Raw genomic sequence first — 18,218 nt, forward strand, 5'->3', positions numbered from 1 at the left:
AGACCTGACCTTCGCTCGCCGACTTTTCAGACAGCGCCTAAGAGCTTCGTGCGACCGCTACGGTGGCCATTCGGTCCGTCGAAATCAACCGTGGACCGAGCAGTACCGCACCCGGCCCCGCCGCCAGCAGGGCCACCGCCTCCGCAACGCTGCCCGTGCCGCGCGCCTGCAGGCTCTGTTTGGAACGGGTCAGGGTAGCGGCAGTTGGCAGGGAGGCATCGTCCACGCCAATCACCGCCATGCCCCGCTCACGCCCCAGCGCCTGGACCAGCGGCAACATCGACTGCGCCGCGGCCAGCCGCTCCACCGGGCCATAACAGCGCTCCAGCTGCTCAAGCGCACTCTTGAGCGATGCCAGGCTGGCACCGTGTCGAAAGCCGAAACCTGCCACTGTCATCGAATCGCCCACTGCTGTGCTTACCCCCTAAGAGCCCCCTCGAAATCCTTAGCGGCTTGATTTCAGGAGCGAAAAATACCATAGATCCCCAATAGGGGCGCGCCACGCTGGGAGTAGCGGAGTTTTTTAACGCCTCAACGCCTTGCTCGCCAGGAAATTGGGAGCAGAGAGAGTAATTTTTCCGAGTGCAACAACTCGTTAACTGCGGATTTCGGGAATAAGTTTATTTTGATATTCGTGGATGACCTCTTGAGTCACTCCAAGCTGCTGTAATAAATGCGAAACAACAACTAATTTAAGCACCCTGCTGACATTAACACAGTCATTGATGTCAAGAACTTCAATCAATTTCTTTGGTCTACCTACATGAGCCAGCTCATTTCTAAGATCACTAATATTCTTACCCAAACTATCACTATTATGGTTTATAAAAACATTCTTTATAGCAGCTTTTAGCTCTTCTGATCCGTATTTATTTATTGGACCTTCATACTTTTTAGATGTTGGCATCCCCAAGTCTTTTGCTACTGCTTCAATATTTGTTGAGAACAGCACTACGTCACTGTAGGCAGAGTGAAGTGTTCTATAATTTGTTTCATATTGGAAAGTAGTTGATAAAACACGATAGTTGTCATGCAACTCAAGCCAATTGGAAATTGCTTTTGACAGATCTAACTTATTCCGATTTATTGGCATAAAAAAGTGGGGAGGGGTTTGTTTCGCCAAATCAACAGTTCTTGACTCAAGATGAATACTTGATAGTAACGTTATTGGTTTTTTGGCTTCTGCATTCGGATATATTTTCACTTCATCAGGGAAGGTTGGTCGATCCATCAATATAGAGAATAACGACGAAATTTTGCTTATATCCAAATACATGTCATTAATTGTCTTAGGCTTGTCAGAAGAGTACCTAAACAGAAACTCTAATGATTTTCTAAGCAAGAAAGACTCTTTTGGGAAGTTACCTTTCACTTTATCAAAAGCTATGGAAAATTCGTCTAGTGCTTCTTCATTATTAGTTATTATTAAGTTCGTTAAGGTATTAGTAACGTTATTAGCTAATGCTCGACTCTCTAGTTCTATACTCCAGCCAGCGCCATCAATTTTTTCCAACGTTCCTTCTTTGTACGGAACACTATCTAAGTGTCCCTGCGGATAAAAGAACTCTTGCATGTGATGAAATGTAAATCTGGAATGATCGAATTCTGTGTCGGGTTGAACAAAATCACCCATCACTAAATAAGAGAAACCGTGAGTTCCATATTTTGTGATTACGGAACCAAATCGCCAACCTCCAGAGTTGAAATTGAAAGGTCCTATTAGAGTACATTTTTTTCCATTACTCAAAATACCGATCAAGCTATCACATTCAGAGGGTACATCTGAGTCTGCGATATTGTATTCAAGTCTCAAACCTTTTTCGGGAGAGTATTGTATTTTTGCTGCGAACCGTGATGGATAAGTTTCTTCTTTATAGAAAAATTCACCAAAGAACTCATGCACTTCAAACGCACTATAAATTTCTTGAGCCATTCTCGGTTCCTTACGAACAATTAGCACTCGCCTCACACGCCGGTTTGAAGCCGCAAAGCGGCGGATAATCGGTCGCCGTCCAGCAGAGTGTTAAGCTATACGTCCCTTTAGCTCATGGTCATTTCTATTCCATCCAGCCGCGGACCTGGAATTGACGTAGCAAATTAGCAAATCAGCAGAGCTTCTAGAGCCTACAAAGCATATCTTTGAATCTGCCACCGAAGCACTATTTACAAAGCACCACAACTCATCCTTGTTGCGAGCAGGTGAACGGGATTCCGTCACACAGACGAGCAGATCAGCAACAGAGCGAGACCCCACTTCACAAACCAGGAAATCCGCTACACTTCTTGACTCTTTTACTTTGATCAGTGCCATAAACCCTCTCACGCCATTTTCGCTTAATACAGATGAGTGTACTGACTGCCTTTGCGTAGGTAATTCTGCCCGCGGCCCCACCCAATCGTGACTTACGTCGCTCCGACATAGGCTTGGGTGGCCCCACAGGCAGAGCGGTATTGAGCGGCAGCGCGAGCAGGATGCCAACGGCAGAGCTGCTGATTGACGGCAGTGTTTGGCATCTCCCCTACCTCGCTGTGGCGGCTTGTATATTTGCACTACCTCACACTGTAGTCGCTTATTCGCGACAACACCTGTATGGATGATAAACCTGCAGTAAACGCACCTCACCCTTTCATATGGTCTAGCGGGATGAAGGTGGCGTTGTTACTGCCAGAGATGCCGATAGCGTTGCCACCACTGCAGTGCCAACCGGCGATTGGCGGGGTTGGTCTCTTCACTCAGCACCGTGCCCAGGCGCAGGAAGTCACCACCTGTCTCGGCCTGCAAGGTGGGGTCCTGGGAGGCCAGCATCATGGCGTAGAGGGCGAGCATTAGCTCGTAGTCGTCTTCACTATCGAGCCGCGCGACCAGTGCAGGGATGGCCGGCTTGCCTATTTCGCCAAGTGCTTCGGCAGCGGTGTACCAGGGCCGGGGATTGTCGGCATCGCCATAGGTCTCGACATAATCGCGATCCGGCAGTTTTCCGATGTAGTAGGCGACTGCCGCAGCCTGCTCGGTGGGCGGTTCGGCCCTAGCCGACTCTGGCCGTGGCTCGGTGCTGGCGCAGCCTGCCAACAGCCACGCCATCATCATGATGCAGATGCCCTTCGTTACGGACGACATAGGCGATACTCGGTCATTACCCACTCGATAGCGGCATCGAGGGTCTCGAATATACCCGCAGCGTTAGAGAAGTCATGATGCTTCGACATGGCCGTGGGTACGGCGAGACAGGGAATACCGGCAGCAGTGGCGGCAGCCACTCCGTGCTCTGTATCCTCCACCGCAACACACTGCTCCGCCGGCAGGTCCAGGCGTTGCAGGGCAAGTTGGTAGCAGTCCGGCGCAGGCTTACTGAGCACGACATCGTCGCCACTTACCACCTCGTCGATATGGTCACTCAGGACATACGATCTCAGCGTCATATCCACCCCGGCTCGGCCTGCACCGGTCACGATGGCGGTTCGTAGTCCCGCCGCACGACACCCCGTGACAGCATCATAGGCCCCAGCCCTCAACGGAAACGCCCGCTGCGCAAGGAAGTCTCGGTTCAACTCCTCCTTGGCTGCGACGAGTTGGCTCGCTGACACCGGCATCGCGAAGCGGGACACCATGTCCGAGGCGTTGGTGGAGGTAGGAATACCGGCATAGTGACGCTGGTAGCAAGCCTGTGTGAGCTGAGCGCCATACTCCCCGAGGATGGTTTCCCACATCTCGAAGTGGGTCATTTCGGAATCCACGAGGGTGCCGTCGTGATCGAACAATATGCCCCTTAGCGACGCCATATCCCCATCTCCTTGCTAGGCTTTTAACGAACAGTGTCTGCGCAACACCATCATAAGCCAGCTACACGCTCGAGGTGCCTTCAATGCATATTGATGGTGCGCGCTTATTGCCGAGTCACCCGCCACTGCACGATGGGGTAGCTGGCCTTCCAGCCCCGCCGGCTGCCGAGGGGCACGGCGGTGGACAATTCGAGACGCAGCAGCTCACCGCCGGCCTGTTGCTGCCAGTGGGCCAGCAGCGCCTCGGACTCCAGGGTCACGGCGTTGGCGACGATACGAGCCCCGCTTGGCAAGAGCTGCCATAGCGCCTCAAGCAGCGCCTGCGATAATCCACCGCCGATAAAGACCGCATCGGGCGGCTGGTCCTGTAGCGCCTGATCATCCAGCACGTCAGGGGCAAGCCCCTCTACTATTTCGAGCCAGTCGACGCCGAGGTTATCGGCATTGCGACGCGCCCGGGCCGCGCGCCCGGCATCGCCCTCGAAGGCTAAGGCACGGTTGTCCGGGTGGGCGAGCAGCCACTCGATGGCCACCGAGCCCGAGCCGGTGCCGATATCCCACAGCCGCTCCCCCGCTCTCGGGGCCAGGGCTGCCAGGGTGATGGCGCGCGCCGCCTGCTTGGTGATCTGGCCATCATGTTCGAACAGCGCATCCGGCAGGCCGGGGGTCAGCGGCAGGGCCGGGCCGTCACCGGCCACCTCCAGCCCCACGGCGACGGGATGGGCGATATCCTCTGGCAGAGTGCTATCAGCACCCACACAGCGGATCCGCTCGCGGTCGCCGCCCAGGGCTTCCAGCAGATGCAGCCGGGAGGCGCCGAAACCGAACTGCTTGAGACAGCCGGCCAGCTCGATCACGGCCTCGCCGTTCCGCACCAGCACCAGCAGGCGTCGGCCGCGCTGCAGGTAGGGCCGGATTCGCGTCAGCGGCTTGGCATGCAGGCCCAGGCAGGTGCACTCCTGCAGCGCCCAGCCCAGGCGGGAGGCCGCCAGGCTGAACGTCGAGGGTGCTGGTATCGCCTGCCACTCATGGGGGTCAAGCTGGCGCGCAAGGGCGCTACCCGCGCCGAACCAGAAGGGATCGCCGGAGACCAGCATCACGACCCGGCGGCCACGCTCGGCCAGCAGCGCCGGGATGCCGTCGGCGAAGGGCACCGGCCACTCCCGAACCTCGCACGCTAAAGGCGGCAGCAGGTGTAGATGACGCCGGGCGCCGAACACCACCTCGGCGTCGTCCAGCGCCTGGCGGCTTGCCGCCGTCAGCCCTTCTGTGCCACCTTCCCCCCAGCCAAGTAGCGTTAGCCAGGGAGCTTGTTCTTTTGCCATCAACTGAGCCCCGCTTAAGGAGATGAGCTGTTCCGGAGACAAGCCTTCGCGAGGGCGCTGTGAATACATCCCTGTACGCTACTTCTTCCTTCCCTGGAAGAAGACCCTCGCTGCGCCTTGTCCCCGGCGCTCATCTTGCCAACTGATTGAATGGGAACGGAGTTCATGAAGTCCCGATGAAAGTCCTTATCTTGGGCGGCACCACTGAGGCTAGTGCCCTGGCCAGCGCCTTGGGAGAGCGTGGGATCCCGGCGCTGTTCAGCTATGCCGGCCGGGTCGCCACCCCCAAGCCGCAGCCGCTGCCCACCCGGGTCGGCGGTTTCGGCGGCGTGACGGGGCTGGCCGCCTTCCTGGGCGAGGAGCGCATCACCCATCTGGTCGATGCCACCCACCCCTTCGCCGAGCAGATGAGCCGCCACGCCGTCGCCGCGGCACAGCAAACCGGCATCCGCTGCCAGGCCCTGACCCGACCGCCCTGGCTGCCCGAGGCCGGCGACCGCTGGCAACAGGTCGCCAGCGTCGAGGCGGCGGTGGCGGCCCTGGCCGGCCCAGCCGAGCGAATCCTGCTGGCTATCGGCCGGCAGCAGCTCGCCGCCTTCGCGTCCCAGCCCCAGCACCACTATCTGCTGCGCCTGGTCGATGCCCCGGAGGTCGCGCCGCCCCTGCCCCGTCACCGGGTGATCCTCGACCGCGGCCCCTTTACCCTGGATGGCGACCTGGCCCTGCTGCAGGAACATGGCATCCAGCGCCTGGTGTGCAAGAACGCCGGTGGTGCAGGCGCCATCGCCAAGCTCACCGCCGCCCGCCAGTTGGGCCTGCCGGTGGTGATGATCGAGCGGCCGGCACTCCCTCAGCGTCAAGAAGCCCACACCGTCGAGGAGGTGCTGGCCTGGCTGACTCACGACTCCGCCCCTGATTCGGCCCCCAGGGCCGAACGCGGCGTATAGACCCAGGGCGTGCTCTCGCTCTCGCCACCCTCCTTGCCACCTTCGACAGAGCGCGAAATCAGCCGCGTCTGGCTTGAGCCCACCATTACCAGGGTGCGCATATCGGCCATCTCCGGCTGAGCTTGGCCCAGGGTGGTAACGCTGAGCGCCTCCTCCGGCGTGGAGACGGCCCGGGCGAACATGATCAGACGCTCTGGCCCGCAGGCCTCTCGCAGCACCTCAAGAGCTAGTTCGAATCCCTCCGGCCGGGCCTTGGAGCGGGGGTTGTAGAAGGCCATGGCGAAGTCGGCCTCCGCGGCCAGCCTTAGGCGGCGCTCGATCAGCGCCCAGGGCTTGAGGTTGTCGGAGAGGTTGATACAGCAGAAGTCATGCCCCAGCGGTGCGCCCAGCCGCGCGCTGGCGGCCAGCATCGCAGAGATACCCGGCAACACCTGGATATCCAGCGCGCGCCACTCGGGCTCGCCCGCCTCCAGCGCTTCGAGCGCCTCAAAGAGCGCCGCGGCCATGGCAAACACGCCGGGATCCCCCGATGACACTACCACCACTCGGCGACCCTGGGCGGTCATCTCCAGCGCCGCCTCTGCGCGACGGATCTCCTCGCGGTTATCCGAGCCGTGGCGCACCAGCCCAGGCCGCGGGGTCACCCGCTCCACATAGGGCAGATAGCCCACCACGTCGGTGGCATCAGCAAGGGCGGCCGACGCCTCGGGGGTGATCAGCGCCTCACTGCCTGGGCCCAGGCCGACCACCTTTAACCAACCGGAGTTGCGCTTGGCTGTCATGGCCGCCTCCCGTTGCCATGGATCACCACGATCGAGAAGTAGGGCACGCTCTCACCGACCTCGCGGAACGGTCGAATGCTCTCCTGGGGCATGGCGGCGTACTCGATCAACCAGGCTTGGTCTTCGCGGCCGCTGCTGGCCAGCGCCCGGCGCAGCTTGTCCAGGTTACGGCCGATCTTCATCACCACCAGGGCGTCGGTCTGGGCGATACGCTCGGTCAGCATCGCTTCCGGCAGGGTGCCCATCAGCACGGTGAGGATGTCGTCGCCCCAGGTCACCGGGCGCCCGGTGGCGGTCCAGGCGGCGGACATGCCGGTAATGCCGGGCACCACCGCCACCCGCCCCTGCAGGCGGGTATAGAGGTGCATAAAGGAGCCGTAGAAGAAAGGGTCACCTTCGCACAGCACCACCACGTCGCGGCCCGCGTCGGCGATCTCGCGCAGCTGCGCGACGCTACGCTCGTAGAAGGCCGCGAGCAGCTCGTTGTAGCGGGGGTCGTCGAAGGGGATCTCGGTAGTGACCGGGTACTCCATTGGCAGCTCAATGGCATCCTGCGCCAGCAGGCCTTCGACGATACCCCGAGCGTGGCCGGTGCGCCCCTTCTTGCGGAAATAGGCGACATGGGAGGCGCCGCGGATCAGCCGGTCCGCGCGCACGCTCATCAGGTCCTGGCTGCCGGGCCCGAGGCCAACGCCGTGGATGGTGCCCGGTGTGATGCGCTCGAGGGTCATTCCGTGCGATCCGCCATGGCATTGAGGGCGGCGACCGTCACCGCGCTGCCGCCGAGTCGTCCCTCGACAATCACGCAGGGGGCCGCGGCGCTTTCCCACAGCGCCTCTTTGGACTCAGCCGCGCCCACGAAGCCCACCGGGCAACCGATAATCGCCGCCGGACGCGGACAGGCTGGGTTTTCCAGCATGTTCAGCAGATGGAACAGGGCGGTGGGCGCATTGCCGATCGCCACTACCGCTCCCTCCAGATGGGGTCGCCAGAGCTCCACCGCCGCCGCCGAGCGGGTGGTGCCCAGCTCCCGGGCCAGATCGTGCACCCGCTCGTCGTGCAGGGTGCAGATCACCGAGTTGTCCGCCGGCAGGCGCTTGCGGGTAATGCCCTCGGAGACCATGCGCGCGTCGCACAGCACCGGCGCGCCGCCCTCCAACGCCGCCCGGGCGCGGTTCACCGCATCGCCGCGGAAGTGAATATGTGCGGCGAGCTCCACCAGGCCGGCAGCATGGATCATGCGCACGGCCACCGGCTCCTCCTCGGACGCGAAGCGCGCCAACTCGGCCTCGCGCCGGATAATGGAAAAGGACTCCCGGTAGATCGCCGAGCCATCCGTTTCATAGACGTGAGGCATTACTCTTCTCCAATTCACCAATCAGTATTTCCCTGCTGAGCGCTTTGCCGGCGACAAGCCTTCGCGAGGGCGCTGTAAACCCATCCATGGCGTAGAACCCTCGCTACGCCTTGCCCCCGGCGCTTATATTGCCTGCTGTTCTGAAACACGTTCCACCACCTCGGACTCGGTCAGGCCGCTAGCTAGCGGCACGCCATCGGCGCGACCGCCTTTGATCAGGTCGAAGCGCCCATTGCGCCCGGTCAGGCACAGGTCGGTGGGTTGCTGGCAGGCGCAGCCCTTGGCGCAGCCGGAGATATGCACGCTGCCCGCGACCCGGCCACTCAACTGCTCGGCCAGCGCCAGGGTCTCGACGCTGGCCTGTTCGCAGTGGGGGGCGCCGGGGCACGCCTGCATCGCCAGGCGCGGATCGCGGTCGTCATCCAGCAGGCCCGCTATCGCCCCGCCGCTTGTGCCCTCTCCCTCCAGCAGCAGGCGCCGCCAAGGCGTGACCCTTACAGCGCTGACCGAGTCCGGCTCAACGGCAGCCCGTAACGCCGCGGCGGACGCCCGCCCGAACGCCATGCCCACTACCCGGCCGCGCTTATGCTCACCCAAGGACAGCCTGGCGCCGGTCTCGGCGGGCGATGCCACTGCCGGCGCCCAGAGCGGTAGCGGCGCCCGGTGCCGGTGCATCCGCCCAGCCTCTCGCCCGCCGCTCGCGACGAACCAGTGCGCCAGCCGAATCAGCTGCTCGACGGCGGCGGCGGGCGAGTCCACCGGGGTGCCCAGGTCCCGCCCATCGGCACGGACGATTAAACCGCCCGAAGCTCGCGGCTGTAGGCCGCCCAAGGCCGCGCGCTCGATACGTAAGTCGGCGGATACCTCACCCAGCCGCGGCGCCTCGCCTGCATCGATGGCGATGCCCATCTTGTCCGGCAGGTCCGGTAGCTCATTGATGCGGGCCTCCAGCAGGCAAGCCGCCTCGTGGGTGGCGTCGCCGGCCTGCCAGTCGGGGGCCAGCAGCAGCTGGGGGCGGCGCTCCACCTGGGGGTCCGGGTCGACCAGCCCCTGCTCGACCAGGGCCTCCATCAGCCCGGGCCAGGAGGCGTCCGAGACCCCACGCAGCTGCAGGTTGGCGCGGCTGGTCAGCTCGATCAGGCCGCTGCCGAAGGTCTCGGCCGCGGCGCACAGCGCCAGCATCTGGCCCCGAGTGAGCCGCCCCAGGCGGGGGCGCACCCGCACCAGCAGGCCGTCGCCGGTGGCCATGGGTCGCCAGGCGCCGGGGCACCAGCCTTTTATCTGCGCCTTATCCCTCTTATCCACCATGGGGCGCCAACTCCCGGGTCTCGTCGAACTCCAGCAGCAGCTCCTGGAGGGCCGAGCCCTGTTCGCCGGGCTCCTGCCATAGGCCGCGCTGGACGGCTTCCAGCAGCCGCTCGGCCATCTCCTCCAGCGCTGCCGGGTTGTGCTCGCGCAGGAACGCCTGGTTGGCGGGGTCCATCACCAGCGCCTGGCTGACCTGAGCGTACTGGTAGTCGGCCACCAGGTCGGTGGTGGCGTCGTAGGCGAACAGATAGTCCACCGTGGCGGCCATCTCCGAGGCGCCCTTGTAGCCGTGCTCGCGCATCGCCTCGATCCACTTGGGGTTGAGCACCCGGGAGCGAATCACCCGGGCCAGCTCCTCTTTTAGCGTACGAATCCGCGGCTGCGCCGGGTTGGCGTGATCGGCGTGGTAGATGCTCGGCGCCTGGCCGGCCAGCGACCGGCTGGCATTGGCCATGCCGCCCTGGAAGGCGTAGTAGCCGTTGGAGTCGAGGATATCGTGCTCGCGGTTGTCCTGGTTCTGCATCACCGCATCCAGCCCCTCGAGCTGGCGTTCGAAGGCCCCCCGGGCGGCGGTTCCGGATTCCGGGAACTGGCCATAGGCGTAGGCGCCCGCCGTCAGATAGGCCTCGGCCAGGTCGTCGGCATCGTCCCAGGCGCGGCTGTCGATAAGCCGATTCAGGCCGGCGCCATACTCGCCGGGCTTGCTGCCGAAGATCCGGTAGCCGGCTTGCTGGGCGGCGGCTTCCGGGGCGAGGCCCTGGCCTTCAAGCTCCTGCCGGCGAGCCTGCACCGCGCTACGAATGGTGTTGGCGTCCCCCGGCTCCTCATAGCTCGCCACCGCCTGCACCGCGCGGTCGAACAGGCGGATGACATTGGGAAAGGCGTCGCGGAAGAAGCCGGAGACCCGCAGGGTGACGTCGACCCGGGGGCGCTGCAGCAGCATGGCGGGAATCACCTCGATATCGATCACCCGCTGGGAGCCCAGCGACCAGCGCGGCCGCACGCCCATCAGGGCGAAGGCCTGAGCGATATCGTCGCCGCCGGTGCGCATGGTGGCGGTGCCCCAGATCGACAGCCCCAGCCGGCGCGGGTAGTCGCCGTGATCCTGCAGGTAGCGCTCGACGAATGCCTGGGCCGACTTCTCACCCAGGGTCCAGGCCGCGGGGGAGGGAATCGCGCGGTTATCGACGCTGAAGAAATTGCGCCCGGTGGGCAGCACATCCAGGCGCCCACGGCTGGGCGCGCCGCTGGGCCCGGGGGGGACGAAGCGCCCCTCGAGGCCGTCGAGCAGCGACTGGATCTCCATGGCGGCACCCTGCTGCATGGCGACCCACAGCCGGTCCCGGGCAAAGCGGCACTGCTCGGCGGTGGCCGGATAGTCCCGCGCCAGACTCTCCAGGCAGCCCGGCGTCAGCACATAGGCCTCTACCAGTCGCTGGGCGAGCAGCTCCAGGCGCTCGCGGGTATCGGCGGCGGTGCGCCAGGCCGAGGCGTCCAACTCGGTCAGGACCTGGGGCCGCGGCCCGTCCCACGGCTCGACGCCGGCCATCAGCGGATCGAAGTCGCCGTCTACACCGCGCAGCCCCAGGTCGTCGGCCAGGTTGTGCAGCAGGCCGCGCTGGGCCGGCGACTCACCCCGGGGCAGGCGCAGGATGGCGACCAGGGTCGCGGCCAGCTTCTCCTGCGGCGGCAGGCTGCCCAGCACGTGCAGGCCGTGGCGAATCTGCGCCTCCTTGATGTCGCACAGGAAGGTGTCCAGCTCGTTGAGCAGGCGCTCCTCATCCGTGCCTTCCGTGGTCTGCGCCAGTTCCTGGTCGATACCGGTGTCGCGCAGGTGTCCAATGATCTGTTCGCGCAGCAGCGCCTCGCGCCGCGGGTCCATGCCCAGGGCCTGGTAGTACTCGTCGGTGAGCGCCTCCAGTTCGGCCATGGCGCCGTAGAGCTCGGCGCGGGCCAGCGGCGGCATCAGGTGATCGATGATCACCGCCTGGCTGCGCCGTTTGGCCTGGGCCCCTTCGCCGGGGTCGTTGACGATAAAGGGATAGAAGTGCGGCAGCGGCCCCAGGGCGATCTCCGGCCAGCAGTCGGCGGAGAGCGCGGTGCTCTTGCCCGGCAGCCACTCCAGATTGCCGTGCTTGCCGACGTGGATCACGGCATCCACCCGGTAGTGCTCGCGCAGCCAGAGATAGAAGGCCAGGTAGCTGTGGGGCGGCACCAGGGCGGTATCGTGGTAGCTCTGGGTGAGATCATCGACCCGCCCCTCTTCCACCAGGGCGCGCTCCGGCTGAATGCCGACGAAGGTCTCCCCCAGGCGGATCCCGGCGATCATCAGCCGGCCCTGGCGGCACTTGGGATCCTGCTCGGGTGGCCCCCAGCGCGTCCACACCGCCTCCTGGAGCGGCGCCGGCAAGGTTCGGAACCAGGCCAAGTAGTCGTCGACGGCGATGCTCTGCCAGCAGCCGCGCTGCTCAAGGCCCCGGCGCTCGTTGGTCACGCTTTGCTGCAGCCGGCGGATCAGGGCGTCGCCATCCTCCGGGAGATCCTCCAGCGGATAGCCCGCCGCGGCCAGCGCCCGCAGGATCGCCAGGGTCGAGGCCGGCGTATCCAGGCCGACACCGTTGCCGATGCGGCCATCGCGGTTGGGGTAGTTGGCCAGCACCAGCGCCAGGCGCTTGTCATGGTTGGGAGTCTGGCGTAGATCGCAGAAGCGCCGCGCCAGCCGGGCGACGAAGGCGGCACGTTCGGGATGCAGGGCGTGGCGGATCACCGCCAGCTGACAGCGCTCGCTGTAATGCGCCTCGCTCTTGAAGCCCACCGCCCGGGTCATGATGCGGCCATCCATCTCCGGCAGTACCACCTGCATCGCCACGTCGCGACTCGGCAGGCCGCCGGGCATCGCCTGCCAATCCTCGGCGGTGCAGCTGGCCAGGATCGCCTGCAGGATCACCGGCCGCCCGACGAAGAGCCCGTGGGAGACCTCATCGCCGAGGCTCTCCATCTCGTCCGGGTTGCGGTTGACCGAGAAGCTGGTGGTATTGATCACCAGCATGGCCCCGGTCTGCTCGATCAGGTGATTGACGAAGGCCACGCTGGCCTCCTCCTTGAGCGACGCCACCGCCACCGCCAGCGGTTCGAGCCCCTGCTCCCGTAGCGCCTCGATCATGCCGTCCAGCACCGCGGTATTGGCGCCCTGCAGGTGACTGCGGTAGAACAGCAGCAGGCAGACCGGGCGCTCACAAACTACTGCGCTAGGCCATGCGGCGTTGAACTTAGCCTCAAAATGCTCATTTACAAACTCGTAAACTCCGCTTTTTCGGCTAATTTCGCCTTGCCTGGCCGTCGCTCGTGACGTTTGTCCTGTGCTTTTTGGAGAGGCTTCTTGCCCGGATGAGCGTTGGGTGGCGAAAGGAGTATAGAGCAGGGCCGCGGGCAGTGCCTTGGGCGCCTGCCAGGCCAGCTCCAGACCCAGGCACTCGCTGCCGACGCAGCGCAGCAGCTGCTCGGCATTGTCCACGCCGCCCTCTCTCAGGTAGCGCCACACCCGATGCGCCAGGGCGACCGGGACATTCGACGCCTCCAGCAGGTCGTCGTCCGGGGCGTCGCAGCCCGGCACCAGTATCAGCTGGCGCCCCTTGTCGGCGGCGGCCCAGGCCAGCAGGCGCTCATGACCGTAGCGCCAGTAGGCGCTGCCGCCCAGCAGCGAGACGATCACCAGGCGCGCCTCGTCCAGCACCCGGTCCTCGTAGAGGTCGTAGGCGGCGGGCTTGACCAGATTCATCCAGTTGGCGAGGCGCAGCGTCGGATAGCCGCCGTCGCTGGCGTCCAGCCGCTCCACCGCCTGGGCCAGCGCCGACAGGCTGCTGTCAGCGGCGGACAGGATGACGATCTCGGCGGGGCTCTGCTGCAGGTCGACGATGCCCTCATCATCGACGAACCCACCGGGCTTGGCGGCAAAGAGGTGCATCAGCGGGCCGCGGCGACCTCGGCGCCAGCCAGGGCGCGCTGCAGGGCCGCGCTATCCAACCCCTTGCCGATGATCACCAGCTGGGTCAGGCGTTCTTCGTCGGCCCGCCACAGGCGGTCGAAGTAGCCCTCCTGGCGCTCCCCCACGGCCTGGATCACCCGCCGCATCGGCTTGCCCGGCAGCGCCGCGAAGCCCTTGGCGCGGTAGATCTCCTGGCTTTGCAGCAGTTCCTGGAGCTGCTCTGCCAGGGCCTCGCCATCCACCTCGCCGAGGCGGATCACGCAGGAGTCGAAGTGATCATGGGCGTGGTCGTGGTGCGCTCCTACGGCATGGTGGCGATCGTGGTGGTTGTCGATGGCATCGATGTGCCCCTCGCTGGCCGCGCCGATACCCATCAGGGCTTCCAACTGGGCCTTGTCGCCCGCCAGGCTCTGATCGATAAACAGTGTCTTGACCGACGCCGAGACCCGCGTTCGAATCAGCGCCTCCACTCGGGCACGGTCTGCCGGATCGAGCAGGTCGTTCTTGGTGACCAGCACCAGGTCGGCGGCGCTCAGCTGGTCGTCGAGCAGCTCGCGCAGGCTGGGGTCATGGTCCAGGGAGTCGTCGGCGCGGCGCTGGGCCTCCACCTTGCCGACGTCGCTGGCGTAGCGGCCGGCGGCCACCGCCGGGCCGTCGACCACGGTGATGATCGCGTCCACGGTGCAGTGCTGGCGCACCTCCGGCCAGTTGAACGCCTGCACCAGCGGCTTGGGCAAGGCCAGGCCGCTGGTCTCGATCAGGATATGGTCGATATCGTCGCGGCGCGCCACCAGCTGTTTCATCACCGGCAGGAACTCCTCCTCCACCGTGCAGCAGATGCAGCCGTTGGCCAGCTCATAGATGCCGTTCTCGACCTCCACGGGGGCATCTTCCCCTCCCTCTTCACAACCGAGGGCACAGCCGCGCAGCAGGCTGGAGTCGATATCCTGCTCGCCGAATTCGTTGATGATCACGGCGATACGCTTGCCGGTGACCTGACGCAGCATGCCGGCCAGCAGCGTGGTCTTGCCGCTGCCCAGAAAACCGGTGACCACCGTGGCGGGGATCTTGTTGAGGTTCATCCGTGGAATTCCTCTGGGGTGATGGTATGAGTGGCGCTGGAATGAGTATCGGTGGCCGCGCCTGCCGGAGCCGGCGCAAATAGCCGGGCCACCGCCTCGGGATTGTCGGGGAAGAACAGATGCAGATAGGTCGCGGTCAGGTCGCCCTGGCGATAGATAGCCTCCCCCGGAGCGGGATGGCGCTGACGCCGCCCGTGGGCGATCGGCGCCGGTGTCCCCGTCGCCAGGGAGCGGTGATGAGCGTGGGCGCGGACCGGCCCCTCCGGCAGCTCGGCGGTCTGCATCCCCTGGCAGCCGCGCCGCCCGCGCATGGCGCCGTGGCCGGGCAGCAGGCCGAGCATGGTGTGGGTCTGCTCGTCGGCGTCGGTGAGGGTCTCGAGGCAGTAGAGCAGGCCGCCGCACTCGGCGAGGATCGGCTTGCCGGCAGCGAAAAAGGCCTGGATCTCGTCACGCAGCGGGGCATTTGTCGCCAGCCGCGCGGCGTGGAGCTCCGGGTAGCCGCCGGGCAGCCAGAGGGCATCGCAGGGCGGCAGGCGGGTATCGCTCAGCGGCGAGAAGAAGCGCAGCGTCGCCCCCATGCGCTCCAGCAGGTCGAGGTTGGCCTGGTAGATAAAGCTGAAGGCGGCATCCCGGGCCACGCCGATGGTGTGACCCTGGAGCTTGGCCGGTATCGCCGCGGCAGTGCCCGGCACCGCCGCGAAGCTGACCGGCGGCAGCGACAGCAGCGCCTCCGCCAGTCCTTCGGCGTCCAGCGCCGCGGCGCCGGCCTCGAAGCGGGCCTCCAGCTCGTCGCGGATCTCCGCCGCCTGAACCAGGCCCAGATGACGCTCCGGCAGGGCCAGGGCGGGATCCCGGGCCACCGCGGCCAGCAGCGGCACGCTGGCCGGCAGGGCCTCCTCGATCAGCTCCCGGTGGCGCGCCGAGGCGCAGGCGTTGGCGATCAGGCCGGCGATACGAATATCGTCGCGGAAGCCCGCCAGGCCGGCCATCAGCGCCGCCGCGGTCTGGGCCATCCCCTTGACGTCCATGACGATGACCAGCGGCAGATCGAACAGCGCCGCCAGATCGGCACTCGAGGGCTCGCCATCGAACAGGCCCATGGCGCCCTCCACCAGAATCAGGTCGGCCTGCTGGGCGGCCTCGAACAGGCGCTGGCGGCAGTAGGCCTCGCCGGCCATCCACAGATCGAGCTGATCCACCGGCTGGCCCGAGGCCTGGGCCAGGATCTGTGGATCCAGGTAGTCGGGACCGGTCTTGAAGACCCGTACCACCTTGCCCCGCTGGCGCAGCAGCCGGGCCAGCGCCGCGGTCACCGTGGTCTTGCCCTGCCCGGAGGAGGGTGCGGCGATAAACAGCGCGGGACAGGCGGCACTCGCCGCTGCAGTAGGAGCATTCATAAAAGTTGGCCTCCGGCCTCTGGCAAGGGCAGGTAGCGGGCGCCCAGCTGTTGGGCGATCTGCGCGCCCCGCCCCCGCTTGACCGCCGCCTGCTCGGTATCCACCACCACGCACTCCCCCAGCGGCGGCAGGCCGGCAAGGGGCTGGCGGGTGCGGCCGTCAGTGATCAGATAGGTGCGCACCTGCAGGCCGGCCTGCTGCTGCCGCCACTGGCGAATCAGCCGCGCCGCGCGCAGGATCGCCTGGCGAATCGGCGTGCCGCCGCCAGCGCCCACCCCATCGAGCCGTTCGAGCAGCACCTTGGGGGCGCGGCGACGCGGCAGGATCGGCGTGACGCCGTCGCTGCCGAAGCCCAGCACCGCCAGCTGCTCGCGGGCGGCATAGGCCTGGCGGGCAACCCGCTCGACCACGCCCTTGGCGCGGCCCAGCAGCTGCTCGCCCAGGGTCGAGGCGGAGGTATCCAGCAGTACCAGATGCAGCACCGGCTGACCGCTGCGCGCCTTGGCGTAGCGCAGCTGCCGCCAGGGCCAGTGGCCGCGGTTGGCGGCCAGCGTGGCGAACCAGTCCGGCCGTGGCGCATCGCGATGCCCGCGCCGCTGGCCCGGCTGCTGCCCCCGGCGCCTGGCCGAGGCAGCGTGGGACGTGGAGGCCACCCTGGGCGTTGTCGCATCCGGCGCCGGCAGCGTTATGGCCGGCACGCTAACGCTGGGCTGAGCTACCGGCGGCATGGCGCCCCACTGGCCCTGGGCCTGCGGGGTCTGACCGGCACCGGATGGCTGGCTAGATGAGCTGCCCGAGCCCGCAGCGGGCGGCGGCGATCCTGGCGGTGGCGGAGGCGTATCCGACTGCTGAGTGCGGCGATGAGCCAAGACCCAGGGCTCGACGCTATCCAGGTCCTGCTGCTCCACCCGAGTCGCACCGCGCCAGGCGGCATGGGCCTGGGCCGCGCGATGCCAGGTCACATCGGCGCGCAGCCCCTCCACCGCGGCGCGCTGGCAGCCCTGGGCGATATGTTCGTAAACCCACGCATCGCTGATGATCTCGCTGAGCGCCTGCCGGGCGCGATGGATACGCCGACTCAGTGCTGCCTGCTCCTCGGCATGCCGGGCGACAAAGCTCTCCGGGTCGCGATCGAAGGCCTCGCGCTGCTGCACGATGGCGACCCGCTCCCGCACGCTCAGCGTCGTCTGCTGTTCGAGGCAGAGGCCGAAGCGGTCGAGCAGCTGCGGACGCAATTCCCCCTCGTCGGGGTTCATGGTGCCGATCAGGCTGAAACGGGCGGGATGGGAGTGGCTGATGCCGTCGCGCTCGACGACATTGGTGCCGCTGGCGGCCACGTCGAGCAGCAGGTCGACCAGCGGATCCGGCAGCAGGTTGACCTCGTCGACGTAGAGCACGCCGCCGTGCGCCTTGGCCAGCAGCCCCGGCTGGAAGGTCGCCTCACGCTCGGTGAGCACCCGCTGCAGATCCAGGCTGCCGGTCAGGCGCTCCTCGCTGGCGCCCAGCGGCAGAGTGACGAAGGGCGGCCGCTGACCCTCGGCGTCATCGGGCAGCAGCGCCGCCAGTGCCCGCGCCAGGGTGGACTTGGCGCTGCCCCGCGGCCCGCTGATCAGCACACCGCCTACCCTCGGGTTGATCGCATTGAGCAGCAAGGCGGTCTTGAGGGCCTGTTGGCCGACTACGGCGGCGAAGGGAAATTCACTCACAGCGGGGCTCGCCTCACGCCAACCAGGGCGTGATCGGGCGGTGACAGAGCGTCACTCAAACAACCGCTAGCGCCAGCGGATGGACCGCCGGCGATCAAGAAAGGCATCACAACAACACGCTATCCCCGGTGCCCACCGCACCGTCACTGGATGAAATGAAATAACAGGCCGGTCTCCGGGCTCGAGGAGGACGCGATCAGCAGCATCGCGTCGTTGCCTGCACCTTCCCGGCTTACTAAGCCAGTGGTCTACGCAGGCGACTCACTCTTTACCGTTGCGGGGGCAGCGATGGGATTGGCGCAAGGGCCGTACCATACTTCCCGATTATCCCCATAGGGGCACCTATTTCATCGGTCTCATCCTAAAGCAATTGCTGCAACAGGCGCAATTTACCTGCTCGACGCTTCGTAGCCGAGGCGCCATACGCCGCCCCGGGCAGCGGAAGACTCGTTATTTCTCCTTGAAAAGTTATGATATAACATATCATTAACAACCCAGCCCCGGCGGTGCCATCAAGGCTTCCAAATGCAAAATGCAGTGCTATGATCG

The 18,218-nt window shown here is 65.1% G+C and carries 15 protein-coding genes and 1 riboswitch; of the genes, 1 reads left to right on the forward strand and 14 read right to left on the reverse strand.

What is annotated here, in order from left to right; all coding sequences use genetic code 11:
• Nucleotides 1-37: 37 nt before the first annotated feature.
• From IEI94_RS17140 to cbiE, 6 genes are all read right to left on the reverse strand, one after another.
• Nucleotides 38-397, reverse strand: coding sequence for a cobalamin biosynthesis protein (locus IEI94_RS17140; protein ID WP_191168473.1), 360 nt, complete (start codon nt 395-397; stop codon nt 38-40).
• Between the two features lie 198 nt (nt 398-595).
• Complete coding sequence (locus IEI94_RS17145; protein ID WP_191168474.1) at nt 596-1,933, reverse strand: HEPN domain-containing protein; 1,338 nt, start codon at nt 1,931-1,933, stop codon at nt 596-598.
• A gap of 90 nt (nt 1,934-2,023) precedes the next feature.
• A complete protein-coding gene (locus tag IEI94_RS22985) occupies nt 2,024-2,311 on the reverse strand; it encodes a DUF6150 family protein (RefSeq protein ID WP_224750176.1) in 288 nt (95 codons plus the stop codon).
• Between the two features lie 348 nt (nt 2,312-2,659).
• On the reverse strand, nt 2,660-3,118 hold the full coding sequence (locus IEI94_RS17150) for a HEAT repeat domain-containing protein (RefSeq protein ID WP_191168475.1): 459 nt from the start codon (nt 3,116-3,118) through the stop codon (nt 2,660-2,662).
• The gene (locus IEI94_RS17155; protein WP_191168476.1) at nt 3,106-3,780 is read right to left on the reverse strand and encodes an HAD family hydrolase; all 675 of its coding nucleotides are present in this window, start codon (nt 3,778-3,780) and stop codon (nt 3,106-3,108) included. Before IEI94_RS17155 ends, IEI94_RS17150 begins: the two co-directional genes overlap by 13 nt.
• Nucleotides 3,781-3,884: 104 nt before the next feature.
• Nucleotides 3,885-5,105 (reverse strand): precorrin-6y C5,15-methyltransferase (decarboxylating) subunit CbiE, encoded by a 1,221-nt coding sequence (gene cbiE / locus IEI94_RS17160; protein WP_191168477.1) that lies wholly within the window; start codon nt 5,103-5,105, stop codon nt 3,885-3,887.
• Nucleotides 5,106-5,281: 176 nt separating this feature from the next.
• On the opposite strand from cbiE, the gene IEI94_RS17165 reads away from it, so the two are divergent.
• On the forward strand, nt 5,282-6,052 hold the full coding sequence (locus IEI94_RS17165; protein ID WP_191168478.1) for a cobalt-precorrin-6A reductase: 771 nt from the start codon (nt 5,282-5,284) through the stop codon (nt 6,050-6,052).
• Here IEI94_RS17165 and cobJ read toward each other — a convergent pair.
• The 8 genes from cobJ to IEI94_RS17205 form a co-directional block, all read right to left on the reverse strand.
• Entirely contained in the window at nt 6,004-6,834 is an 831-nt protein-coding gene (cobJ, locus tag IEI94_RS17170) for a precorrin-3B C(17)-methyltransferase (protein WP_191168479.1), read from the reverse strand. The genes IEI94_RS17165 and cobJ overlap by 49 nt on opposite strands.
• On the reverse strand, nt 6,831-7,550 hold the full coding sequence (gene cobI, locus IEI94_RS17175) for a precorrin-2 C(20)-methyltransferase (RefSeq protein WP_191169644.1): 720 nt from the start codon (nt 7,548-7,550) through the stop codon (nt 6,831-6,833). The genes cobJ and cobI overlap by 4 nt, the downstream gene beginning before the upstream one ends.
• 11 nt (nt 7,551-7,561) lie before the next feature.
• On the reverse strand, nt 7,562-8,191 hold the full coding sequence (locus tag IEI94_RS17180; protein WP_191168480.1) for a precorrin-8X methylmutase: 630 nt from the start codon (nt 8,189-8,191) through the stop codon (nt 7,562-7,564).
• Between the two features lie 123 nt (nt 8,192-8,314).
• Nucleotides 8,315-9,499, reverse strand: a complete 1,185-nt coding sequence (locus IEI94_RS17185; protein ID WP_191168481.1) for a cobalamin biosynthesis protein CobG — start codon at nt 9,497-9,499, stop codon at nt 8,315-8,317.
• Nucleotides 9,489-13,463, reverse strand: a complete 3,975-nt coding sequence (cobN, locus tag IEI94_RS17190; protein WP_191168482.1) for a cobaltochelatase subunit CobN — start codon at nt 13,461-13,463, stop codon at nt 9,489-9,491. The genes IEI94_RS17185 and cobN overlap by 11 nt, the downstream gene beginning before the upstream one ends.
• Nucleotides 13,463-14,566, reverse strand: a complete 1,104-nt coding sequence (gene cobW, locus IEI94_RS17195; RefSeq protein ID WP_191168483.1) for a cobalamin biosynthesis protein CobW — start codon at nt 14,564-14,566, stop codon at nt 13,463-13,465. Before cobW ends, cobN begins: the two co-directional genes overlap by 1 nt.
• Nucleotides 14,563-15,963: a cobyrinate a,c-diamide synthase gene (locus IEI94_RS17200; protein ID WP_191168484.1), complete on the reverse strand. Its 1,401-nt coding sequence runs from the start codon at nt 15,961-15,963 to the stop codon at nt 14,563-14,565. The genes cobW and IEI94_RS17200 overlap by 4 nt, the downstream gene beginning before the upstream one ends.
• Nucleotides 15,960-17,669 carry an ATP-binding protein gene (locus IEI94_RS17205; protein WP_191168485.1) on the reverse strand — a complete coding sequence of 570 codons (1,710 nt, stop codon included), beginning with the start codon at nt 17,667-17,669 and terminating at the stop codon, nt 15,960-15,962. Before IEI94_RS17205 ends, IEI94_RS17200 begins: the two co-directional genes overlap by 4 nt.
• A gap of 148 nt (nt 17,670-17,817) precedes the next feature.
• Nucleotides 17,818-18,030: riboswitch (cobalamin riboswitch) on the reverse strand.
• Between the last annotated feature and the right edge of the window lie 188 nt (nt 18,031-18,218).

Origin of the sequence: Halomonas sp. ML-15 (assembly GCF_014779595.1) — a bacterium.
Lineage (GTDB): Bacteria > Pseudomonadota > Gammaproteobacteria > Pseudomonadales > Halomonadaceae > Franzmannia.